Origin of the sequence: Geodermatophilus chilensis (genome assembly GCF_002802985.1) — a bacterium.
Classification (GTDB): Bacteria; Actinomycetota; Actinomycetes; order Mycobacteriales; family Geodermatophilaceae; genus Geodermatophilus; species Geodermatophilus chilensis.
Window position 1 is genome coordinate 1 of record NZ_NVPT01000008.1, and the last position, 21,008, is coordinate 21,008.

A 21,008-nucleotide genomic window follows, 5' to 3' on the forward strand; every position below is an offset into this window, starting at 1 on the left:
CGCCGGCCCCGCCCTGAGCGTGGTGACGGTCTGGAACGGCCCCGCGTCAGGCCCCCCGGCCCCCTGCAGGGGCCCGCGGCGAGCTTGCGAGCCGTGGGGGGCAGGGGGTCCTCTTGCTCTTACTCGCGGAGGCTGGCCCGCGCCTTCTCGACCGAGCGCAGCATCCGCTCGAGGGTGCCGCCGAAGTCGGCCAGCCGGGTGTCGACGTACTCGTCGACCTCGGTGCGCATCCGGGCGACGTCCGCCGCGGTCTGGGCGCCGAGCTCGTCGGCCCGGTCGACCGCGCCCCGGTAGACCTCGGTCTCGCTGATGAGCCGCTCGTGCTCGGCCTGCGCGGCCGCCAAGATCTCCGCCTGCTGGGCCTGCGCGTCGGCGATGAGCGCCTCGCGGTGCCGGCGGGCCTCCTCGACGATCTGCTCGGCCTCCTCCTCGGCCCGGGCGAGCAGGTCCTCGGCCTCGGCCTGGGCGCGGGCGAGCAGGTCGTCGCGCTGCCGGCGGGCCGTGCCGAGGATCTCCTCGCGCTGCCGCCGGGCCGCGCCGACGACCTGCTCGGTCTCGCTGCGGGTGCGGCCGGTCAGCCGCTCGGCCTCGGCCTGCGCCTGCTGGAGGATCTCGGTGCGCTGCTCGACGATCGCGCCGGCCTTGTGCACCTCGACGGGCAGGTTCTCCCGGAGGTCGTCGAGCAGGTCGAGCAGGATGTCGCGGGGCACCATGCACGAGCCGCCGGACATCGGCACGCTACGGGCGTTCTCGATGACGCTGCTCAGCTCGTCGACGGTCTCGTAGAGCCGGTAGACGACCTCCGTCATGCGCCCTGCTCCCGCTGCGCGGCGAGCCGTTCGTGCACGGCCTTGGGGACCAGCGCCGAGACGTCACCGCCGAAGGTGGCGATCTGCTTCACCAGGCTGGAGGAGAGGTGGCCGACCTGCGGGGCGGTGGGCACGAAGAGCGTCTCCACGCCGGCCAGCTCCCGGTTCATCTGCGCCATCTGCAGCTCGTACTCGAAGTCGCTGACCGCGCGCAGCCCCTTGACGATCACCGGGATGTCGTTGGTGCGGCAGTAGTCGACGAGCAGGCCCTGGAAGCTGTCGACGGTCACGTTGGGCACGTCGGCGACCGCCTCGCGCAACAGGGCCATGCGCTCGTCGACGCTGAACAGCCCCGCCTTGCCGGGGTTGACCAGGACGGCGACGACGAGTTCGTCGTACAGCGCCGCCGCCCGGGTGATGACGTCGACGTGTCCGTTCGTCACGGGGTCGAACGACCCGGGGCAGACCGCTCGCCTCACGGACAGCGACCGTACCGGAGCACGGCCTCGCCGTAGCGGCGCTCGCGCAGTCCGCGCAGGGGTGTCGGCCACTCGAAGGGCGCCTCGCGGCTGGAGCGCTCGACGACGACCAGGGCGTCCTCGGCCAGCCACTCCCCCGTGACCAGCGCCTCGAGCACCCCGAGGACCTCGGGCAGCGGCGTGGCGTAGGGCGGGTCGGCGAGCACGACGTCGAAGCGGGCCGGCGGCGGCCCGGCGACGACGGTGGGCACCGAACCGGACACCACCCGTGCGCCGGGCAGGCCCACCGCGTCGATGTTCGCGCGCAGCACCGGCAGCACCCGCGGGCCGTTCTCGACGAACACCACCTGGGCCGCGCCGCGGCTGAGCGCCTCGAGACCGAGGGCGCCGGAGCCGGCGTAGAGGTCCAGGACGCTGGCGCCCTCGAGGTCGGTCAGCGTCGAGAGGCTGTTGAACAGCCCCTCGCGGGCACGGTCGCCGGTGGGCCGCACGCCCGAGGGCGGCACCTTGAGCCGCCGTCCGCCGGCGACGCCCGAGACGATCCGGGTCATGCCAACTCGAGGGTCATGCCTTCTCCAGGGTCATGCCTTCTCCAGGTACGTGGCGCGCTCGTCGGTGGCCAGCGCGGCCACCTCCATCGCCAGGCCCGGGAAGTCGGCGAGGCCCCGGTCGGTCTCCAGCAGGGCGGTGGCCTCGGCGCGCGCCTCGGCGATGAGCTGCTCGTCCTCCAGCAGCGACAGCAGCTTGATGCCCGAGCGGCGGCCGGACTGCGCGGCCCCGAGCACGTCACCCTCGCGGCGGGTCTCCAGGTCCAGGCGGGCCAGCTGGAAGCCGTCGGAGGTGCCGGCGACCGCGGCCAGCCGCTGCCCGGTGGCCGAGGTGGTGGACGCCTCGGAGACCAGCAGGCACAGCCCCTGGTGCCTGCCCCGGGCGACCCGGCCGCGCAGCTGGTGCAGCTGGCTGACGCCGAAGCGGTCGGCGTCCATGACGACCATCACGGTGGCGTTGGGCACGTCGACGCCGACCTCGACGACGGTGGTGGCGACCAGGACGTCGACCTCGCCGGCCGCGAAGGCGCGCATCCGCGCCTCCTTGTCCTCGGGGGTCATCCGGCCGTGCAGGACCTCCAGGCGCAGCCCGGCCAGCGGCCCGGCGCGCAGCTCCTCGGCGACGTCGAGGACGGCCAGCGGCGGGCGGCGGCCCGTCCCCTCCTCGGCCGGGGCGCCGTCGGCGTCGTCGGGCTCCTCCTCGCTGCCGGCGTCCTCACCGATGCGCGGGCAGACGACGTAGGCCTGACGGCCGGCGGCGACCTCCTCGCGCAGCCGCTCCCAGGCGCGGTCGAGCCAGGCCGGCTTGGCCCGGACGGGGACCACCGAGCTGGCCACGCCGCCGCGCCCGCCGGGCAGCTGGCGCAGCGTGGAGGTCTCCAGGTCGCCGTAGACGGTCATCGCGACCGTGCGCGGGATCGGCGTGGCGGTCATGACCAGCACGTGCGGGGGCCGGTTGCCCTTGGCCCGCAGCGCGTCGCGCTGCTCGACCCCGAAGCGGTGCTGCTCGTCGACGACGACCAGGCCGAGGTCGGCGAAGTCCACGCCCGCCTGCAGCAGCGCGTGCGTGCCGACGACGATCCCGGCGCTGCCGTCGGCGACCGCGGCACGCCCCTCCCGCCGGGCAGCGGCCTTCTGCGAACCGGTGAGCAGCACGACGCGGGTGCCGGCCGGGTCGCCGTCCAGCTCGCCGGCGCGGCCCAGCGGCCCGAGCATCGCGCTGATGCTGCGCGCGTGCTGGGCGGCGAGCACCTCGGTGGGGGCGAGCAGGGCGGCCTGCCCTCCGGCGTCGACGACCTGGGCCATGGCCCGCAGCGCGACGACGGTCTTGCCGGCGCCGACCTCGCCCTGCAGCAGCCGGTGCATGGGCTGCTCGCGGGCCAGTTCGGCGGCCAGCTCCTCGCCCACCTCGCGCTGGCCCTCGGTGAGCGCGAAGGGCAGGGCGGCGTCGACGGCGTCCAGCAGACCGCCGGCCCGCCGGGGCCGGGCGACGCCGGGCTCGAGCGCGGCGGCGCGGCGACGGGCCGCGAGGGTCAGCTGGAGGGTGAGCGCCTCGTCCCACTTGAGCCGGTACTCGGCGCGCTCGACGTCGTCGTCGGAGGTCGGCCGGTGGATGTCCAGCAGCGCGGCGGGCAGGCTCGGCAGCCCGAGCCGGGTGCGCAGGTCCTCGGGCAGCGGGTCCTGGACGAACCCGAAGCCGCCGGAGGCGTCGAGCAGCAGCCGCAGCGAGCGCTGGATCACCCAGCTGGAGACCTCCTTGCTGGCCGGGTAGATCGGGATGAGCGCGCGGGCCCAGTCCACGTCCTCGTCGTCCCCGGTCATGAGGTGGCAGTCGGGATGGGCGAACTGCAGCCTGCTGCGGTACTCGCTCACCGTGCCGGCGAACAGCCCCCAGGCGCCGGGCACCAGGCGCGCGTGCCGGTGGTTGAAGAAGACCAGCTTCATCGTCCCGGCGCCGTCGCCGACGGTGACCTCGGTGAGGGTGCCGCGCTTCTGCCGCATCCGGCGGCTGTCGACCGATCGGACCTGGGCCAGCACGGTCACCCGGTCGCCGACCTGCAGGTCGTCGAGGCGGGTCATCTCCCCGCGCTTGGCGTAGCGGTGCGGGTAGTGCCGCAGCAGGTCGCGCACGGTGTGCAGGCCCAGCGACTCCGCCATCGCCTTCGCGGTCTTCGCACCGAGGACCCGGTCCAGCCGGGTCGTCATCTCCACCGCCATCACTCCACCCCCACCTGCAGCGGGACCCCCTCGGGCGCGCCGGCGTAGCGGGTGACCTCGACGGTCGGGTACCCGCTGGCGAGGTGCGCGCAGACGGCGTCGGCGAGGTCGGCGTCCTGGCCCACCACGAGGGTGACCAGCTCCCCGCCGGCCGACAGCATGCGGTCGAGCAGCTCGCAGGCGACCGCGACCGGCTCCGCGCCGATGAGCAGGACGTCGCCCTCCGCGGAGCCGAGCACGTCACCGGGGGCGCAGCGGCCGGCGCTGGTCAGCGCCTCCTGCTCGGCGACGGTGAGCTCGGCCCAACGGGTCGCCGCGGCTGCCTCGGCCATGGTGATGACGTCGTCCCCGAAGCGTCGGGTCGGGTCGGCGACGGCCAGCGCGGCCAGGCCCTGCACCGGCGAGCGGGTGGGGACGACGGCGACGTCGCGGCCCTCCTCGCGGGCACGCTCCGCGGCACGGGAGGCCGGCGCCGTGAGCGTCGGGTCGTTGGGCAGCACGACGATGCCGGCCGCGCCGGACCCCAGCACGGCGGCGAGCACGTCGTCCTCCCTCACGCCGTCGGGCCCGCAGCCGACGACGGTGGCGCCCTCGTCGCGGAACAGCTCGGCCAGCCCGCCGTCGGGGACGATCGCCACGACCGCCCGCGTGTCGGGCGCGGGCGCCGGCGACCGCACCGGGGCCAGCGGGGTCACCGAGATGCGGTACGGCCGGCCGGCCTCGATGCCGGCCTCGATCGCGGCGCCGACGTCGGCGACGTGCACGTGCACGTTCCACTCGCGCCCGCCGGGGGTGTCGACGCCGACGACCACCAGGCTGTCGCCGAGGGCGGCCAGCCGCTCGTGCAGCCGCGCGACGGCGGCCTCGTCGCTGTCGGCCAGCAGGTACTGCACCTCGCTGCCCGGCCCGGCGGGCGGCTGGTGCGGCAGATCGCCGTGGCCGTGGCCGTGGTGCCCGCGCTCGGACCGGCGGGCCAGCGACGGGCGGTCGGGCTCGACGCCGGTCACCGTGGTCACCAGCGCGTCGAGGACCAGGCACAGCCCCGCTCCCCCGGCGTCCACCACGCCGGCGTCGCGGAGCACGGCCAGCTGCCCCGGGGTCGCCTCGAGGGCCGCACGGGCGCCGTCGGCCGCGGCGCGCACGACCTCGCCCAGGGCGGTGCGCCCGGAGGCGACCGCGGCGACCGCCGCCTCGGCGCCGGCCCGGGCGACCGTGAGGAACGTCCCCTCCTCGGGGTCGGCGACCGCGCCGTAGGCGGTGTCGGCGGCCTTCTGCAGGGCCGTGGCGAGCGTCGGCCCGTCGGCCGGCGGCTGCCCGGCGAGCTGGTCGGCCAGCCCGCGCCAGAGCTGGGCCAGGATCGTGCCGGAGTTGCCGCGGGCGCCCAGGACCGCGCCGCGGGCCAGCAGCGCCCAGGCGGGCTCGTGACGGTCCTCGCCGGCCTCCTCGAGCGCCGCGAGGGCGGCCTCGGCGGTGGCGAGCAGGTTGGTGCCGGTGTCGCCGTCCGGGACGGGGAAGACGTTGAGGTCGTCGATGCGGCCGCGGGCTGCGGACAGGGCGGCGACCGCGGCCCGGCACCACTGGCCGACCGCGGCGTCGTCGAGCGCCGGCAGCACGGCCGGAGGGTACCCACGCGGACCGACAGCACCGGGTACGCGACCGGCCGTGGGCGCCGTCCCGGGGACCTCGGCGACGTCCGCGCCGGAGACCGGTTAGACTCTCCGTTGGTCTGTGTGCGGGCGCGTCGGCGTGCCGCCGTCCGTGAACGAATCTCTGGGAGTGATCCACCGTGGCTGCCGTGTGCGATGTCTGTGGCAAGGGGCCCGGTTTCGGTATGTCGGTGTCGCACTCGCACCGGCGGACGCCGCGCCGTTGGAACCCGAACATCCAGTCCGTGCGGGCGCTCGTCGCCCCCGGCAACCGTCGCCGCATCAACGCCTGCACCTCGTGCATCCGCGCGGGCAAGGTCGTGCGCGGCTAGCGGTCGCCGAACCGGCTGGACGGAGCCCGGAGGTCCTCGGACCTCCGGGCTCCGTCACGTTCGTGGGGCCGGCCGAGCTCCCGCTCCTTCCTCGGCGAGATCGCCGATCTCGCCGGAAGGGGCGACTCAGCCGATGCCGCGGGCGCGGGCGGCGTCCACCACCAGGTCGACCACCGTCTGCAGCGGCAGAGCCGTGCTGTCGATGACCAGGTGGTAGCTGCGCGGGAACGCCGGGTCGACGCGGTAGTTCCGCCGCACGTACCCCTCCCGGGCCGCGTCGTTGGCCCGCTGCTCCCGACGCACCTCCTCGTACGGGCGGCCGGTGCGCGCCACCGCCAGTTCCAGCCGCCGCTCCACAGGGCCGTCCAGACGGACGTGCAGCGCGGTCGGACGGTCGCCGAGCACCACCGCGGCGGCCCGCCCGAGCACCACGCCACCCGGCCCGTCGGCGATCTCGCGCACCACGCGCTCGGTCTGCAGGCGGAACGTCCGCTCGTCGAGCTGCTCGGTCACCGGGACGACGCCGCCCATCGGGTCGGGCATGGTGCCCAGCGAGGCGACGATCCGCCACAGCCCGCGCGCGACGTTCTCGTCGTTCGCCTCCGCCTCGGCCAGCGGGACGCCGAGCCGGCCGGCCACCTGGGCGGGGATGGCGCGGTCGTGGAAGACCAGGCCCAGCCGCGCGGCGACGGCGGGCCCGACCTGGTCACCGCCGGCGCCGTAGGCGGCCGAGATCGTCACCACACCGGCTCCGCTCACCGCTCGTCCTCCAGCCGCCTGCCCAGGAACACCGCCCCGAGGGCGTCGGCGTACACGCCGTACCCGGCAACGGGGGTGTAGCCCAGCGCGGCGTACAGCGCCAGTGCCTCGGGCTGCCGCGAACCGGAGTTGAGCACCACCGAGCGGGAGCCGGCCGCGGCGGCGCTCTCCTCGAGGGCCGCCATGACGAGCTGGGCGAGCCCCTGCCGCCGGAACGCCGGCTCCACGTAGACCCGCTTGACCTCGGCCACGCCGGGGGCGTGCACCCGCCAGGCCCCGCACGCGGCGGGGACGCCGTCCACCTCGGCGACGAGGAACAGCCCCACCGGGGGCTCGAACTCGGCCGGGTCGACGACGGCCTCGTCGGGGCCGCCGTAGCGGGTCACGTACTCCTGCTGCACGCGACCGACGAGCTGGCGGGCCAGCGGGTCGTCGTAGGGCACCGCCCGCAGCACGACCGGGCGGCCGTCGGCCAGCCGGACCTCAGCGGAAGTGCGCATGCCCGGTCCCCTCCGCCCCGACGGCCGCGGCGACCGCCTCGGCCGGCTCGCCGTCCACCCGCACGCCGGGTTCCCCCTCGCGCACGACACCGATCGGCGCCCAGCCCTCCGGCAGGTCGGCCCCGGCCGGGAAGGTGGCGAGCAGCGCGTGGTCCTCCCCGCCGGTGAGCACCCAGGCCATCGGGTCCCCGCCGAGGGCGGCCGCGACCTGCTGCAGCGGGCCGGGCCGCTCGAGGGTCGCCCGGACCAACGCGGCCCGGTCGACGTCGACGAGCACGCCGCTCTCCTCGGCGAGATGCCCGGCGTCGGCGAGCAGCCCGTCGCTGACGTCGCACATCGCCGTCGCGCCGGCCTCGGCGGCAGCCGGTCCGGCCGCGTACGGCGGCTCCGGGCGGCGGTGCGCGGCCACCGCGGCGTGCGGGCTGGTGAACCCGCGCCGCAGCACGGCCAGGCCGCACGCCGACCAGCCCAGCCGGCCGGCCAAGGCGAGCACGTCGCCGGGCCGGGCCCCCGAGCGCAGCACCGGCGCCCGCCCGCCCAGGTCGCCCAGCGCGGTCACCGACAGGACGACGGCGCCGCTGTCGGGAGCCGCCGACACCGTGTCGCCGCCGACGACGGCCGCCCCCAGCGGCGCGCACTCCTCCGCCAGCCCGGCGGCCACCCCCTCCAGCCACGTCGTCGGGGTGTCCGGCGGGCAGGCCAGCCCGACCAGCAGCGCGGTCGTCACCCCGCCCATGGCGGCCACGTCGGCGAGGTTGGCCGCGGCCGCCTTGTGCCCGACGTCCTCGGCCGACGACCAGTCGCGCCGGAAGTGCCGGCCCTCCACCAGGACGTCGGTGGTGGCGACCACGCGCCCGTCGGGCACCCGCAGCACGGCCGCGTCGTCGCCGGGCCCGACCTCGGCGACCCGGGCGGTACCGGAGCGCGCCAGCACGCGGGCGATCACGCCGAACTCACCGACGACCCGCACGCTGTCGGCGGGGTCGTCGCGCGGGACCAGCGGACGGGGACGAGTCACCGGCTCCTCCAGCTCGCTGCGGTAGGTTGCCCAACTGTCCGCCCACCGGCGCGGACGCCGCACCAGCAGCGCCGCCCGAGGAAAGGTCTCCCGTGGTCCACGCCTACATCCTCATCCAGACCGAAGTCGGCAAGGCCGCCCAGGTGGCATCGACCATCAACGAGATCGCGGGTGTCACCAAGGCGGAGGACGTCACGGGCCCCTACGACGTGATCGTCCGGGCCGAGGCCGAGACCGTCGACGAGCTCGGCCGGCTCGTGGTCGCCCGGGTGCAGTCGGTCGACGGCATCACCCGCACGCTGACCTGCCCCGTCGTCAACATCTGAGCGCCCTGACCGAGAACCCCACCCCGGAGCCCGGGCAGCCGGCGCGGCCGTCCCGGCCCGACGACCCGCTGCGGTGGGTGGCGCTGGTCGTCACCGCCGTCGTCCTGCCGCTGGTGGTCGTGCTGCTGGTGCTCAGCCGCGTCCTCGGTGGGGAGGACGCCGACGACAGATCCGACGACGCGGTCGCCGAGGTCGACGGCACGCCGGTGCCCGAGCGGGCCGACCTGCCGCCGTTGCCGGTCGAAGTGCCGCCGGTGACCCCGGAGGCCGACGCCAACTGCCCGGCGCTCATGGGCGCCCTGCCGCTGGAACTGGCCGGCGAGCAGTCGCGCCCCGTCCAGTCGGACTCCCCGTACGCCTACGCCTGGGGCGAGCCGCCGGTCGTGCTGGTCTGCGGCGTCGAGCGGCCCGCCGCGCTCGAGCCGACGTCCCCGCTGATCACGGTCAACGGCGTCGACTGGCTCGTGGACACCAGCGACCCGGACGACATCGTCTGGACCGCCGTCGACCGGCCGGTCTACGTCCGGGTCACCGTCTCCGCCGACACCGACTCCGCACCGGTCGCCGCGCTCGGCCCGGTCATCACCGGGACGCTCCCCGTCCAGCCGGTCGACGCCGGCGGCTGAGCCGTCCTCAGGGGGACGGCAGCCGCTCCAGCTGGGCGGCCACGACCGCCCGCACCTCCTCGGTCGCCGCCTGCACCGACCCGGAGACGGCGGTGACCGCCAGGCTGAACGCCCCGCGCGCGCACCAGGCGAAGGCGGCCGGCGCGGTCACCCCGGCCGTGGGGGCGCCCTCGTCGAGCTGCAGCAGCCGGCACCCCGGGGGCAGGTCCGGCGGGTCCTCCCGCAGCAGGCCGCCGTAGACCTCGGCCTCGTGCGCGGCCAGGTCCGCGGTGAACGCGGCGGCGCCGTCGGCCGTCTCGAACTGGTGGGCGGCGACGGCGGTCAGCGGCCCGGACCCGGCGGAGCCCCAGTAGCGCTCCCAGCCGAAGCGGTAGCCGTAGTCGTCGAGGACCTCGCGCTCGCGGGCGGCGTCCTCGGCGTAGCCGGCGACGTCCTCGACCCACTTCTCCCCCGCGGGCGGCGTGAGCGCGTCGTCGGGCACGCGCGGCAGGCCGGAGGGCACGTCGGGGACGACGAGGGCCTCGAGCTCCTCCGGCGTGGCCGGTGTCGCCGCGGTCGGTGCGGCGGACGCGTCGCCGTCCGTCGAGGCGGCGCAGCCGGTCAGCAGGGCCAGCAGCAGCGCCAGCCCGCCGCGCCGGACCACCGCCACCGGGCTCACGCCCGGCTGCCGTCCAGCGCCGGGTCGGTCGCGGTCCGTGCGTCGGTCAGCGCGACCTCGACCAGCCGGTCGACCAGCGTGGTGAAGTCGACGCCGGAGGCCGCCCACATCCGTGGGTACATCGAGATCGGCGTGAACCCCGGCATGGTGTTCACCTCGTTGACCACCAGCCGCTCGGCGCCGTCCGGGCCGGTGCCGAGGAAGAAGTCGACCCGCGCCAGGCCGCGGCAGTCCATCGCGAGGTACGCGCGGCAGGCCGCCTCCTGCACCGCCCGGGTCTGCTCGGGGGTGAGGTCGGCGGGGACGTCGAAGTCCGCGGCGTCGTCGAGGTACTTGGCGGCGAAGTCGTACCAGTCGGTGCCCGGGTGCAGCCGGATCTCGGCCGGCAGGCTCGCCTGCGGCAGCCCGCCGCCGGGCCTGGCCAGGACGCCGCACTCGACCTCCCGGCCCGGGACGGCGGCCTCGACGACCACCTTGGCGTCGACCGCGGCGGCGGTGGCGACGGCCTCGGGGAACTGCACCCAGTCGGTGACCTTGGTGATGCCGATGCTGGAGCCGGCCCGCGAGGGCTTGACGAACACCGGCAGGCCCAGGCGCTCGCGGGTGGCGGCGTCGAGCACGTCGGGGTCGGCCGACAGCGCCCCGGAGTCGTCGCGCAGCACCACGTGGTCGCCCTGGGACAGCCCGGCGGCGGTGAGCAGCTTCTTGGTGAACTCCTTGTCCATCGACGCCGCGCTGGCGAAGACGCCCGAGCCCACGTAGGGGATGCCGCTCATCTCCAGCAGCCCCTGGATGGTGCCGTCCTCGCCGTAGGCGCCGTGCAGCACCGGGAAGACGACGTCCAGGGCGATCCGCTCCCCCGTGCCGTCCAGGCGCTGCAGGCCGCGGCCACTCGGGTCGCCCACCAGCGTCACCGGCGTCCCACCGGCCACCTCCGGGAGCTCGCCGTCGACGATCGCCAGCCGCTGCCCCGGGTCGGTCAGCACCCACCCGCCGTCGCGGGTGATGCCCACGGGGACGACGTCGTACCGGTCGGGGTCCAGCGCCGCGAGGACGGCCCCGGCGGAGACGCAGGAGATGGGGTGTTCCGCGCTGCGACCGCCGAAGACGACCGCGATCCGCCGCTTGCCCGCCTGTCCGCTCATCGCGGCCGACCCTAGTGGAGGACATCCGTCGCGCCCGGACGACGGGCAGGGCGGACCTGCCGCGCCCGGGTGTGGGAACCTCGCTCCGATGAACGCAGCCGGATCGGCGACGCCCTCGCGCAGGCTGCGCCTGGCCGGGGCCGCCGTCCACCTCTACACCGCGATCGGCTCGGTGCTCGGGCTGCTCATCGTGCTGGCCGCGTTCGACGGCGACGCGGTGGCCGCCCTGTGGCTGGGTCTGGTCGCCCTCGTCGTCGACGGCACCGACGGGATGCTGGCCCGCCGGCTGCGGGTCAAGGAGACGATCCCCTGGTTCGACGGCGCCCGGCTCGACGACATCGTCGACTACCTCACCTACGCCTTCGCGCCGGTCGTGCTGCTGTGGACGACCGGGTTGCTACCCGGCGGCGCGGCGGGGTCGGTCGTGGCGGCGCTGCCGCTGCTGGCCTCCTGCTACCAGTTCTGCCGGGTCGACGCGAAGACCGAGGACCACGCCTTCCTCGGCTTCCCGAGCTACTGGAACGTGGTCGCCTTCTACGCCATCGTCCTCGACCTGGACCCGGCGGTGGTCGCCACCGTGCTCGTCGTGTGCTCGGTGCTGGTGTTCGTGCCGGTGCGCTACCTCTACCCGTCGCGGACGACGGCGCTGCGCGGGCTGAGCCTGGCACTGACGGCGCTCTGGCTGGTCACCTACGCGGTCCTGCTGCTGCAGGTGCCCGACCCGCACCCGGTCGTGGTGGCGCTGTCGCTGGCCTACCTCGGGTACTACGTCGCGGTGAGCCTGTGGCTGACCGCGCGGGCGGCCCACCGCCGGCGTGGAGAGCTCGCCGCGGCCGTCTGAGCCGGCTCAGACGGCGTCGAGGGCGGCGGCGAGGTCGGCGACCAGGTCGGCGGTGTCCTCGATGCCGCAGGACAGCCGCACGAACCCCTCGGGGACGGCGTCCCCGCCCCACTGGGCCCGCCGGTCCAGGGTGCTGTGCACCCCGCCGAAGCTGGTGGCCGCCGTCCAGAGCCGGCTGGCGCCCAGCACCCGGGCCACCGCCGCGGCGTCGGGCAGCTCGGCGGAGACGACACCGTTGGGGCGCAGCATCTGCCGGGTGGCGAGGTCGTGGGAGGGGTCGCCGGGCCGCCACGGCCAGCGGACGCCGCTGACCGCCGGGTGCGCCGCGAGCAGGTCGGCGACCGCCCCCGCGGTGGCCGCCTGGCGGGCCAGGCGCAGGTCCAGCGTGCTCATCGAGCGGTGCCCGAGCCACGCCTCGAAGGGGCCGGGCGTGCCGCCGGTGTGGTCGCGGAAGGACTTCAGCCGGGCGTACAGCTCGTCGTCGCCCGTGCTGACGTGGCCGAGCAGCAGGTCGCTGTGCCCGGTCAGCGCCTTGGTGTCGCTGCCGACGGTGAGGTCGGCGCCGAGTTCCAGCGGCCGCTGGCCCAGCGGGGTGGCGGTGGTGTTGTCGACGGCGAGCACCGCCCCGGCGGCACGGGTCGCGCGGGCGACGGCGGCGATGTCGCAGACGTCGAGCTGCGGGTTGCTCGGCGTCTCGAGCAGCACCAGCGCGGCGCCGTCGAGGTCGCCGCGGGCGGCCACCGCACCGATCTCCGGCGTGGGCACGTACTCGACGGTCACGCCGTAGCGCTCGAGCTCGTCGCGGGCCAGCAGCCGGGTCGTGTAGTAGCCGTCCGAGGGCAGCACGACGCGGTCGCCGGCGCGGACCACGGCGAGCACCGCCGCGCTGATCGCGGCCATGCCGGTGGCGAAGGACAGGCACCGGCCGCCGTCGAGCTCGCCGACCGCCGCCTCGAAGACCCGCAGCGTGGGGTGCTCGGTGCGCGCGTAGGCGTCGGTGCCGTCCGCACGGGGCGGGCGGTCGCCCAGGTGGTACGGGGCGGCGAAGACCGGCGAGGGCCGCAGCGGCGCGCCCGGCACGGGGGCGTCCTCGCCGGCGCGGACCGCGCGGGTGCCGTCCCCCCAGGTCGCGTCGCCCACTCGGGCCCCGCCCTCGATCGACCCCATCACTCCGGCTTCGCCTCCCTGGACATGATGTCCTTCACGATCTGTGTCACCGGGACGCCGTCGTGGCACACCCGGACGACGGCCTCGGTGAGCGGCATGTCGACCCCGTGGGCCCCGGCCAGGTCCAGCACCGGCCGGCAGCTCTTCACCCCCTCGGCGACCTGCCGGGTGGTCCGCTGCACCTCCTCCACCGACATGCCGCGGCCCAGCCGCTCGCCGAAGGTGCGGTTGCGCGACAGCGGGGAGCTGCAGGTGGCCACCAGGTCGCCCAGCCCGGCCAGCCCCGCGAACGTGGTCGGCTCGGCGCCCAGGGCCGCGCCCAGCCGGGCGGTCTCGGCCAGCCCGCGGGTGATCAGCGAGGCCCGGGTGTTGTCGCCGAAGCCCATGCCCTCGGTGATGCCGCACGCCAGCGCGATGACGTTCTTCACCGCGCCGCCGAGCTCGCAGCCCACCAGGTCCTGGTTCGTGTACGGGCGGAAGTAGGGGGTGTGGCAGGCGGCCTGCACCTGCGCCGCGCGGTCGTGGTCCTCGCAGGCCACCACGGTCGCGGCCGGCTGCTCCTCGGCGATCTCACGGGCCAGGTTGGGGCCCGAGAGCGCGGCGACCCGGTCGGGCCCGGCGCCGGTGACCTCGGCGATCACCTGGCTCATCCGCTTGGTGGTGCCGAGCTCGACGCCCTTCATCAGCGAGAGCAGCACCCCGTCGGGGGGCAGCAGCGGCGCCCACTCGGTGAGGTTCTCCCGCAGCGACTGGGAGGGGACGGCGAGCACCACGAGCTCCGCGTCGGCGAGGGCCTCGGCCGCGTCGGCCGTGGCGCGCAGCCGGTCGGGCAGCCGGATGCCGGGTAGGTAGTCGGGGTTCTCCCGGGTCTCGCCGATCGCGTGCGCCAGCTCGGGGCGGCGGGCGTGCAGCACCACCGCGCAGCCGGCGTCGGCGAGCACCTTGGCGAAGGTGGTCCCCCACGAGCCGGCCCCCAGCACGGCCGCCCGCGTGCCGACGCTGCGGCTCACGCGGCGCTCCCGGGCAGGTCCCCGGGGAGCGTGCGCCGGGGGTGGGGGGCGGTCGTGGTGGGCGCCGGCTCCCCGCGGAGCTCGGCCAGCTGGTCGCGCACGCAGGCCATCATCCGGTCGGTGACCTCGCGCAGCAGCTCCCCGGTCATCGGCCGGCCCCCGCGCACCTGCGCGCGCAGGTCGGTGAGGTCCGCCGGCTCGCCGACCAGGTAGTCGGCCGGTGCGCGCAGCCGCAGGTGCAGCTGCTTGGTGTGGTAGTCGTGCAGCCGCTGCGGTCCCCACTGGGCCACCGGCAGGACGGCGGCGTCGGTGGTCAGCGCGAGGCGGGCGACCCCGGTGCGGGCCTCCATGGGCCACCAGTCGGGGTCGCGGGTGACCGAGCCCTCGGGGTAGATGACCACGACGTTGCCGGCGGCGAGGTCGGCCTCGGCGGCCGTGAGCGAGTAGCGTGCGTCGACCCGGCCACGGGCGACCGGGATCTGCCCGGCGGCGCGCAGGATCCGCCCGGCCGGCCCGGCGAAGACCGCCTCCTTGGCCAGGAAGTGCGGCACGCGCCCGCAGTCCCAGACCAGCCGGGCGCAGGCCAGCGGGTCCAGCACCGACACGTGGTTGGCCACCACGAGCACCGGCCCCGTGCGCGGGAAGCGCTCGGCGTGCCGGTAGCGCATCCGGAACAGCAGCACCGTGACCGGGTAGACGACCGCGACGCAGAACACCAGGGCCGGCGGGAGCGGCCTGCGGGTGCGCCACCGGGACGGCGGGGCTGCGGTACGGCGCGACACCCCGGCGTCCGGAGACCCGTCCTGCGTCACCGGTTCCTCCCCTCCTGCCCGGCCGCGGTGCGGCCGGGGTCGTCCTGAGAGACCCATCGTGGCCTGGTCCGGTCCGCCGGGTGCACCGGGGTCCGGTCGGTCCGCTCGGCGTCCCCGCGGCGGTGTGCTCACATTGTCGTCGTGCGCGCGTGGTCGGTCGTCGTCCCGGCGAAGCGGCTCCCGCTGGCCAAGACCCGCCTCGCGCCGCTGCCCGCGGACCTGGACGGCCCGCCGGCGGCGGCACACGACCGGCTGGTCCTGGCGCTGCTGGCCGACACCGTCGCCGCCGCGCTGGCCTCGCCCGCCGTCGCCGGCGTCCTCGTCGTCACCGACGACCCGGCAGCGGCCGGTGCGGTCACCCGGCTGGGCGCCCGCACGGTGCCCGACGAGCCGGACCGCGGCCTCAACCCGGCGCTCGCCCACGGCGCCCGCGCCACCGGCGCCGCCGCGGTGGCCGCGCTCTCCTCCGACCTGCCGGCCCTGCGCCCGGCGGAGCTGACCGCCGCCCTCGCCGCGGCGGAGGTCGCGGCGCGCTGCTTCGTCCCCGACGCGCAGGGCACCGGGACGACGCTGCTCACCGCCGTCGGCAGCGACCTCTCCCCCGCTTTCGGGGCCGGGTCGGCGCAGCGGCACGCGGCCGGTGGAGCCGTCCCGCTGACCGGCGGCTGGCCGGGTCTGCAGCGGGACGTCGACACGCCCGACGACCTGCAGGCCGCCCTCGCGCTGGGCGTCGGCCCGCACACCGCGGCGCTGCTGGGCGGGGCCGCCCGGCCGCCCGGCTGACCTCCTGTCCGTCACCCACCGGCCACCGGACTGCGGCACGATGAGCTCGTGCCCCCGACCAGACCCGGCGCCCCCGCCGACCGGTACATCAACCGCGAGCTGTCGTGGCTGGACTTCAACACGCGTGTGCTCGAGCTGGCGGAGGACGACTCCCTGCCGCTGCTGGAGCGGGTGAAGTTCCTGGCGATCTTCGCCGGCAACCTCGACGAGTTCTACATGGTCCGCATCGCCGGGCTGAAGCGCCGCCAGAGCACCGGGCTCACGGTGCGCTCGCCCGACGGGCTGACCATCCGCGAGCAGCTGGCGCGGGTCACCGAGCGGACCCGCGACCTGGTGCACCGGCACGCCGACGTCTTCACCAAGGACATCACCCCGCGCCTCGAGGAGGCCGGGATCCGCATCGTGCGCTGGCCCGACCTGGGGGACGCCGAGGTCAAGCGGCTGCGGGAGTACTTCCGCGACCAGGTCTTCCCCGTGCTGACGCCGCTCGCGGTCGACCCGGCGCACCCGTTCCCCTACATCAGCGGGCTCTCGCTCAACCTCGCCGTCCAGGTGCGCGACCCCGACACCGGCGCCCCGCGCTTCGCCCGGCTCAAGGTGCCCAACAACGTGCCGCGGTTCGTGCGGGTCGGGGCCGCGGACTCCGAGGCGACCTTCCTGCCGCTCGAGGACCTCATCGCCGCGCACCTGCCGGCGCTGTTCCCCGGCCTCGACGTCATCGATCACCACCTGTTCCGGGTCACCCGCAACGCCGACCTGGAGGTCGAGGAGGACCGGGACGAGGACCTGCTGCAGGCCCTCGAGCGCGAGCTGGCCCGCCGCCGGTTCGGGCCGGCGGTGCGGCTGGAGGTCGCCGAGCCGATGGACCCGCAGATCCTCGGCGTGCTGATCTCCGAGCTCGAGGTGGACAAGTCCGACGTCGTCCACGTGCCGGGCCTGCTCGACCTCGCGGCGCTCTGGGAGCTCTACGCACTCGACCGCCCGGAGCTGAAGGACGAGCCCTTCGTCCCGGCCACCCACCCGCGCCTGTCCGAGGGGGAGACACCCAAGAGCGTCTTCGCGACGCTGCGGGAGGGCGACGTGCTCGTCCACCACCCGTACCACTCGTTCGCGACCAGCGTGCAGCGCTTCATCGAGCAGGCGGCCGCCGACCCGAACGTGCTGGCCATCAAGCAGACGCTGTACCGCACGTCGGGCGACTCCCCCATCGTCAACGCGCTCATCGACGCCGCGGAGGCGGGCAAGCAGGTCGTCGTCCTGGTGGAGATCAAGGCGCGCTTCGACGAGGAGGCCAACATCAGCTGGGCCCGCTCGCTGGAGCGCGCCGGCTGCCACGTCGTCTACGGGCTGGTGGGGCTCAAGACGCACTGCAAGACCGCGCTGGTGGTGCGCCGGGAGAACGGCGTGATCCGCCGCTACTGCCACATCGGCACGGGCAACTACAACCCGAAGACCGCGCGGCTCTACGAGGACCTCGGCATCCTCACCGCCGACCCGCGGGTGGGCGCCGACCTCACCGACCTGTTCAACACCCTCACCGGCTACTCGCGGCAGACCACCTACCGCCGGCTGATGGTGGCGCCCCACGGCGTCCGTCCCGGACTGGTGGAGAAGATCCGGCGGGAGGCCCGCCACGCGCGCGAGGGCCGGCCGGCCGGCATCCGCATCAAGGTGAACTCGCTGGTCGACGAGGAGATGATCGACGCCCTCTACGAGGCCTCGTCGGCCGGCGTCCCGGTCGAGCTGCTCATCCGCGGCATCTGCTCGCTGCGCCCCGGCGTCCCCGGTCTGTCGGAGAACGTGCGGGTGCGCTCGATCGTCGGCCGCTTCCTGGAGCACTCGCGGACCATGTGGTTCGCCGGCGGCGGCGAGGGCGAGTGGTGGATCGGCAGCGCGGACCTCATGCACCGCAACCTCGACCGCCGCGTCGAGGTGCTCCTGCGGGTGTGCGACGACACGGCCGAACGGCAGCTGCAGCACACCTTCGACGCGGCGATGGCCGAGGGGGTGCGCTGCTGGGAGCTGAGCAGCGACGGTGCCTGGACCCGCACCGGCGACCGCGACTACCAGGCCGCCCTCATGGCGGCGACGGTGGACCATGCCGGCTGAGACCGGCGGTCTGGTCCGCGCTGCCGGCGGCGCCCTGTGGCGCCCGACGGACCGCGGCGGCATCGAGACCGCGCTGGTGCACCGCCCGAGGTACGACGACTGGTCGCTGCCCAAGGGCAAGCCCGACGAGGGCGAGCACCTGCTGGAGACCGCGGTGCGCGAGGTGGTCGAGGAGACCGGGCTGGACGTCGTCGTGGGACGGCGCAGCGTGCGCACCGAGTACGAGGTGCCCGAGGGCCCCAAGCGGGTCGACTACTGGCTGATGCGGGTGGTCGGCGGGGACTTCGAGCCCAACGACGAGGTCGACGAGCTGCGCTGGCTGCCGGTCGAGGAGGCCTGCGCGCTGGTCAGCCACGCGCACGACCGCGCCGTGCTGGCCGACCTGGCGCGCACCGACGTCCCCCGGCAGCCCTCGCTGCTCCTGGTCCGGCACGCCAAGGCCGGCAGCAAGTCCGACTGGGACGGCCCCGACGAGCTGCGGCCGCTGGACGGCAAGGGCCGCCGGCAGGCGGCGCGGCTGGCGCGGGTGCTGCCGCTGTTCGGCCCCGTCGAGCTGCTGACCGCCGAGCGGGTCCGGTGCCGGGAGACCCTCGAGCCGCTGGCCGAGCGGACCGGTCTCGACGTCCGCCCGCTGCCCGAGCTCGGCGAGGAGGAGTTCGCCGCCGACCCGCAGGCGGCCCTGGCCGCCGTCGAGCGGCTGCTGGAGCCGCGCGAGCAACCGGGAGTGGCCGTCGTCTGCAGCCAGGGCGGGGCGATCCCGTCGGTGCTGGCGGCCCTCGGCGTCCGCTTCGCCGGCACCACCGGTGCGCCGCACCCGCCGGCCGCCAAGGGCAGCACCTGGGTGCTGGGCGGGCGGCCGGGCGCGCTGGCCGCGGACTACTACCGGGACTTCTCGGCCGACGCCGCCGAGGACCCTGCGTTCACCGGTCTGCGCTGACGGATCGCGGGGCCGGCCCCGCGGTCCTCCAGCGAGCACGCCTTCCTGGCCGGGCAGCCGGTGCCGCCGTCCTGGCGAGCCGGGCGGCGCATTGCCGGCGTTTCTCGTGGATTGCCGGCGCGGCAGCACCGGCAATCCACGGACAACGCCGGCAATGGCCGACCCCGGCTGGCCTGGAGGACGGTGAAGGTGGCCGACGGGGACCCCGGCCCCGACCTCAGGCCGGCAGGGCCGGCAGCGCCTTGGGCAGCCAGGCCGGACGACGGGCCTCGAAGGCCTCGATGTCGTCCAGGTGCCGCTCGGTGAGCCCGACGTCGTCGAGGCCCTCCAGCAGCCGCCAGCGGGTGTAGTCGTCGACCTCGAACGGCACGCTGCACTCGCCGTAGGTGACCCGCTTCTCCTGCAGGTCGACGGTCACCGACGTGGTGGGGTCGGCCTCCACCGCCGCCCACAGCGCCTCCACCTCGGCCTGCGGCAGGACGACGGTGAGCAGCCCGGACTTGGTCGAGTTGTTCTTGAAGATGTCGGCGAACCGCGAGCTGATGACCACGCGGAACCCGCCGTCCAGCAGCGCCCAACAGGCGTGCTCGCGGGAGGAGCCGGTGCCGAAGTCGGGGCCGGCCACGAGCACCGAGGCATCGGCGTACTCCGGCTGGTTGAGCACGAAGTCCGGCTCGTTCTTCCGCCAGGCGACGAACAGGCCGTCCTCGAACCCGGTGCGGGTGATCCGCTTGAGGTACTCGGCCGGGATGATCTGGTCGGTGTCGACGGCGCTGCGGCGCAGCGGCGCGGCCGTGCCGGTGTGCGTGGTGAAGGCGTCCATGGCTCTCAGGGCTCCAGTGCGAGTCAGACGACGGCCGGGACGGGGGCGTCGGCCAGGTCGGCGGGGGCGGTGAGCCGCCCGGTCAGCGCGGTGGCCGCGGCGACCGACGGGGACACCAGGTGGGTGCGCCCGCCCTTGCCCTGCCGGCCTTGGAAGTTGCGGTTGCTGGTCGAGGCCGACCGCTCCCCCGGCTTCAGCTGGTCGGGGTTCATGCCCAGGCACATCGAGCACCCGGCGCCGCGCCACTCGGCGCCGGCCTCGGTGAAGACCCGGTCCAGGCCCTCGGCCTCGGCCTGCAGCTTGACGCCGACCGACCCGGGGACGACGAGCATCCGGGTGTCCGGGTCGATGTGCCTGCCGCGCAGCAGTTCGGCGGCGATGCGCAGGTCCTCGATGCGGCCGTTGGTGCACGAGCCGAGGAAGACGGTGTCGACCTTGATCTCGCGCAGCGGCGTGCCGGGCTCCAGGCCCATGTAGGCCAGCGCCTGTTCGGCGGCGCGGCGCTCGCCCTCGTCGGCGATCGCGGCCGGGTCGGGCACCGACTCCGCGATCGGCAGGCCCTGGCCGGGGTTGGTGCCCCAGGTGACGTACGGCGCGAGCTCGGCGGCGTCGATGACGACCTCGGTGTCGAAGACGGCGCCCTCGTCGGTGCGCAGGGTCTGCCAGTACTCGACGGCGGCGTCCCAGTCGGCGCCCTGCGGGGCGTGCGGGCGGCCCTGCAGGAAGTCGAAGGTGGTCTGGTCCGGGGCGATCAGCCCGGCGCGGGCGCCGGCCTCGATCGACATGTTGCAGATGGTCATCCGGGCCTCCATCGACAGCGCCTCGATGGCGCTGCCGCGGTACTCGATGACGTGGCCCGCGGCACCGTTGGTGCCGATCTTCGCGATGACGGCCAGGATGACGTCCTTCGACGAGACACCCTCGGGCAGCACGCCCTCGACGGTCACGGCCATCTGCTTGGGCCGGTACTGCGGCAGGGTCTGCGTGGCCAGCACGTGCTCGACCTCGCTGGTGCCGATGCCGAAGGCCAGCGCGCCGAACGCGCCGTGCGTGGAGGTGTGGCTGTCGCCGCAGACGATGGTCATGCCCGGCTGGGTCAGCCCGAGCTGGGGGCCGATGACGTGCACGATGCCCTGGTCGCGGTCGCCCATGGGGGCCAGCCGGATGCCGAACTCGGCGGCGTTCCTGCGCAGCGCCTCGACCTGCGCGCGGCTGACCGGGTCGGCGATGGGCTTGAGGATCTCCAGCGTCGGGACGTTGTGGTCCTCGGTCGCCATCGTGAGTTCGGGGTGGCGGACCGTGCGGCCGGCGGCGCGGAGGCCGTCGAAGGCCTGCGGGCTGGTCACCTCGTGCACGAGGTGCAGGTCGATGTAGAGCAGGTCCGGCTCGCCCGCGGCGCTGCGCACGACGTGGGCGTCGTAGACCTTCTCCGCCAGGGTCTTCGGCACGGCTGGTCCCTCCCG

Annotated in this window: 22 protein-coding genes; 7 read left to right on the forward strand and 15 right to left on the reverse strand. The window is 75.5% G+C overall.

Annotated elements, in window-relative coordinates:
• Positions 1 to 119: 119 nt before the first annotated feature.
• The 5 genes from CNO22_RS02285 to CNO22_RS02305 are packed head-to-tail and all read right to left on the reverse strand — an operon-like array spanning position 120 to position 5,666.
• The gene (locus CNO22_RS02285) at positions 120 to 809 is read right to left on the reverse strand and encodes a hypothetical protein (RefSeq protein WP_100497742.1); all 690 of its coding nucleotides are present in this window, start codon (positions 807 to 809) and stop codon (positions 120 to 122) included.
• Positions 806 to 1,288, reverse strand: a complete 483-nt coding sequence (gene coaD, locus CNO22_RS02290) for a pantetheine-phosphate adenylyltransferase (RefSeq protein WP_100497743.1) — start codon at positions 1,286 to 1,288, stop codon at positions 806 to 808. Before coaD ends, CNO22_RS02285 begins: the two co-directional genes overlap by 4 nt.
• Entirely contained in the window at positions 1,285 to 1,839 is a 555-nt protein-coding gene (gene rsmD / locus CNO22_RS02295) for a 16S rRNA (guanine(966)-N(2))-methyltransferase RsmD (RefSeq protein WP_100497744.1), read from the reverse strand. The genes coaD and rsmD overlap by 4 nt, the downstream gene beginning before the upstream one ends.
• A 30-nt stretch (positions 1,840 to 1,869) precedes the next feature.
• Complete coding sequence (recG, locus tag CNO22_RS02300) at positions 1,870 to 4,053, reverse strand: ATP-dependent DNA helicase RecG (protein WP_100497787.1); 2,184 nt, start codon at positions 4,051 to 4,053, stop codon at positions 1,870 to 1,872.
• Positions 4,053 to 5,666 (reverse strand): DAK2 domain-containing protein, encoded by a 1,614-nt coding sequence (locus CNO22_RS02305; RefSeq protein WP_100497745.1) that lies wholly within the window; start codon positions 5,664 to 5,666, stop codon positions 4,053 to 4,055. Before CNO22_RS02305 ends, recG begins: the two co-directional genes overlap by 1 nt.
• 182 nt (positions 5,667 to 5,848) lie before the next feature.
• Here CNO22_RS02305 and rpmB point away from each other — a divergent pair, with 182 nt between their 5' ends.
• Positions 5,849 to 6,031 (forward strand): 50S ribosomal protein L28, encoded by a 183-nt coding sequence (rpmB, locus tag CNO22_RS02310; RefSeq protein ID WP_446423268.1) that lies wholly within the window; start codon positions 5,849 to 5,851, stop codon positions 6,029 to 6,031.
• Between the two features lie 126 nt (positions 6,032 to 6,157).
• Here rpmB and CNO22_RS02315 read toward each other — a convergent pair whose 3' ends face one another.
• The 3 genes from CNO22_RS02315 to CNO22_RS02325 are packed head-to-tail and all read right to left on the reverse strand — an operon-like array spanning position 6,158 to position 8,308.
• A complete protein-coding gene (locus tag CNO22_RS02315) occupies positions 6,158 to 6,790 on the reverse strand; it encodes a cytidylate kinase-like family protein (RefSeq protein ID WP_100497746.1) in 633 nt (210 codons plus the stop codon).
• Positions 6,787 to 7,290, reverse strand: coding sequence for a GNAT family N-acetyltransferase (locus CNO22_RS02320; RefSeq protein WP_100497747.1), 504 nt, complete (start codon positions 7,288 to 7,290; stop codon positions 6,787 to 6,789). Before CNO22_RS02320 ends, CNO22_RS02315 begins: the two co-directional genes overlap by 4 nt.
• On the reverse strand, positions 7,274 to 8,308 hold the full coding sequence (locus tag CNO22_RS02325; protein WP_232806736.1) for a thiamine-phosphate kinase: 1,035 nt from the start codon (positions 8,306 to 8,308) through the stop codon (positions 7,274 to 7,276). The genes CNO22_RS02320 and CNO22_RS02325 overlap by 17 nt, the downstream gene beginning before the upstream one ends.
• A 92-nt stretch (positions 8,309 to 8,400) precedes the next feature.
• Here CNO22_RS02325 and CNO22_RS02330 point away from each other — a divergent pair, with 92 nt between their 5' ends.
• Both CNO22_RS02330 and CNO22_RS02335 read left to right on the forward strand, forming a co-directional pair.
• Positions 8,401 to 8,634 (forward strand): Lrp/AsnC ligand binding domain-containing protein, encoded by a 234-nt coding sequence (locus CNO22_RS02330; protein ID WP_100497748.1) that lies wholly within the window; start codon positions 8,401 to 8,403, stop codon positions 8,632 to 8,634.
• A gap of 77 nt (positions 8,635 to 8,711) precedes the next feature.
• Entirely contained in the window at positions 8,712 to 9,260 is a 549-nt protein-coding gene (locus CNO22_RS02335) for a DUF3515 domain-containing protein (RefSeq protein WP_232806737.1), read from the forward strand.
• A gap of 7 nt (positions 9,261 to 9,267) precedes the next feature.
• On the opposite strand, the gene CNO22_RS02340 is transcribed toward CNO22_RS02335, so the two are convergent.
• Together CNO22_RS02340 and CNO22_RS02345 are read right to left on the reverse strand one after the other, a co-directional pair.
• Positions 9,268 to 9,918 (reverse strand): hypothetical protein, encoded by a 651-nt coding sequence (locus tag CNO22_RS02340; protein WP_100497749.1) that lies wholly within the window; start codon positions 9,916 to 9,918, stop codon positions 9,268 to 9,270.
• Positions 9,915 to 11,063 carry a D-alanine--D-alanine ligase family protein gene (locus CNO22_RS02345; RefSeq protein ID WP_100497750.1) on the reverse strand — a complete coding sequence of 383 codons (1,149 nt, stop codon included), beginning with the start codon at positions 11,061 to 11,063 and terminating at the stop codon, positions 9,915 to 9,917. Before CNO22_RS02345 ends, CNO22_RS02340 begins: the two co-directional genes overlap by 4 nt.
• 88 nt (positions 11,064 to 11,151) lie before the next feature.
• Between CNO22_RS02345 and CNO22_RS02350 the strand changes: the two genes are divergently transcribed.
• Positions 11,152 to 11,904, forward strand: a complete 753-nt coding sequence (locus tag CNO22_RS02350; protein WP_100497751.1) for a CDP-alcohol phosphatidyltransferase family protein — start codon at positions 11,152 to 11,154, stop codon at positions 11,902 to 11,904.
• Positions 11,905 to 11,910: 6 nt separating this feature from the next.
• Here the strand turns inward: CNO22_RS02350 and CNO22_RS02355 are convergent, their stop codons facing one another.
• From CNO22_RS02355 to CNO22_RS02365, 3 genes are read right to left on the reverse strand one after another with little or no spacing between them, the layout of a single operon-like run.
• Positions 11,911 to 13,071 carry a cystathionine gamma-lyase gene (locus tag CNO22_RS02355; RefSeq protein ID WP_100497752.1) on the reverse strand — a complete coding sequence of 387 codons (1,161 nt, stop codon included), beginning with the start codon at positions 13,069 to 13,071 and terminating at the stop codon, positions 11,911 to 11,913.
• Positions 13,071 to 14,081 (reverse strand): NAD(P)H-dependent glycerol-3-phosphate dehydrogenase, encoded by a 1,011-nt coding sequence (locus tag CNO22_RS02360; protein ID WP_100497753.1) that lies wholly within the window; start codon positions 14,079 to 14,081, stop codon positions 13,071 to 13,073. The genes CNO22_RS02355 and CNO22_RS02360 overlap by 1 nt, the downstream gene beginning before the upstream one ends.
• Positions 14,078 to 14,893, reverse strand: a complete 816-nt coding sequence (locus tag CNO22_RS02365) for a lysophospholipid acyltransferase family protein (RefSeq protein ID WP_100497754.1) — start codon at positions 14,891 to 14,893, stop codon at positions 14,078 to 14,080. Before CNO22_RS02365 ends, CNO22_RS02360 begins: the two co-directional genes overlap by 4 nt.
• Before the next feature lie 141 nt (positions 14,894 to 15,034).
• On the opposite strand from CNO22_RS02365, the gene cofC reads away from it, so the two are divergent.
• Genes cofC through CNO22_RS02380 form a run of 3 tightly spaced genes read left to right on the forward strand, consistent with a single transcriptional unit; the run spans position 15,035 to position 18,722 of the window.
• The gene (cofC, locus tag CNO22_RS02370) at positions 15,035 to 15,676 is read left to right on the forward strand and encodes a 2-phospho-L-lactate guanylyltransferase (protein ID WP_232806738.1); all 642 of its coding nucleotides are present in this window, start codon (positions 15,035 to 15,037) and stop codon (positions 15,674 to 15,676) included.
• Between the two features lie 48 nt (positions 15,677 to 15,724).
• Entirely contained in the window at positions 15,725 to 17,785 is a 2,061-nt protein-coding gene (locus tag CNO22_RS02375; protein ID WP_100497756.1) for an RNA degradosome polyphosphate kinase, read from the forward strand.
• Positions 17,775 to 18,722 (forward strand): NUDIX hydrolase, encoded by a 948-nt coding sequence (locus CNO22_RS02380; RefSeq protein WP_100497757.1) that lies wholly within the window; start codon positions 17,775 to 17,777, stop codon positions 18,720 to 18,722. The genes CNO22_RS02375 and CNO22_RS02380 overlap by 11 nt, the downstream gene beginning before the upstream one ends.
• Positions 18,723 to 18,939: 217 nt before the next feature.
• Here CNO22_RS02380 and leuD read toward each other — a convergent pair whose 3' ends face one another.
• Both leuD and leuC read right to left on the reverse strand, forming a co-directional pair.
• Positions 18,940 to 19,545, reverse strand: coding sequence for a 3-isopropylmalate dehydratase small subunit (gene leuD / locus CNO22_RS02385; protein WP_100497758.1), 606 nt, complete (start codon positions 19,543 to 19,545; stop codon positions 18,940 to 18,942).
• Positions 19,546 to 19,568: 23 nt separating this feature from the next.
• Positions 19,569 to 20,993, reverse strand: coding sequence for a 3-isopropylmalate dehydratase large subunit (leuC, locus tag CNO22_RS02390; protein WP_100497759.1), 1,425 nt, complete (start codon positions 20,991 to 20,993; stop codon positions 19,569 to 19,571).
• Positions 20,994 to 21,008: the final 15 nt, after the last annotated feature.

Bases quoted from the DNA above. Each gene is read 5' to 3' on its own strand.
- leuD (WP_100497758.1), bottom strand. From the start codon at position 19,545: ATGGACGCCTTCACCACGCACACCGGCACGGCCGCGCCGCTGCGCCGC.
- CNO22_RS02355 (WP_100497752.1), bottom strand. From the start codon at position 13,071: ATGGGGTCGATCGAGGGCGGGGCCCGAGTGGGCGACGCGACCTGGGGG.
- CNO22_RS02345 (WP_100497750.1), bottom strand. From the start codon at position 11,063: ATGAGCGGACAGGCGGGCAAGCGGCGGATCGCGGTCGTCTTCGGCGGT.
- CNO22_RS02350 (WP_100497751.1), top strand. From the start codon at position 11,152: ATGAACGCAGCCGGATCGGCGACGCCCTCGCGCAGGCTGCGCCTGGCC.
- CNO22_RS02320 (WP_100497747.1), bottom strand. From the start codon at position 7,290: ATGCGCACTTCCGCTGAGGTCCGGCTGGCCGACGGCCGCCCGGTCGTG.
- CNO22_RS02380 (WP_100497757.1), top strand. From the start codon at position 17,775: ATGCCGGCTGAGACCGGCGGTCTGGTCCGCGCTGCCGGCGGCGCCCTG.
- recG (WP_100497787.1), bottom strand. From the start codon at position 4,053: ATGGCGGTGGAGATGACGACCCGGCTGGACCGGGTCCTCGGTGCGAAG.
- CNO22_RS02285 (WP_100497742.1), bottom strand. From the start codon at position 809: ATGACGGAGGTCGTCTACCGGCTCTACGAGACCGTCGACGAGCTGAGC.
- rsmD (WP_100497744.1), bottom strand. From the start codon at position 1,839: ATGACCCGGATCGTCTCGGGCGTCGCCGGCGGACGGCGGCTCAAGGTG.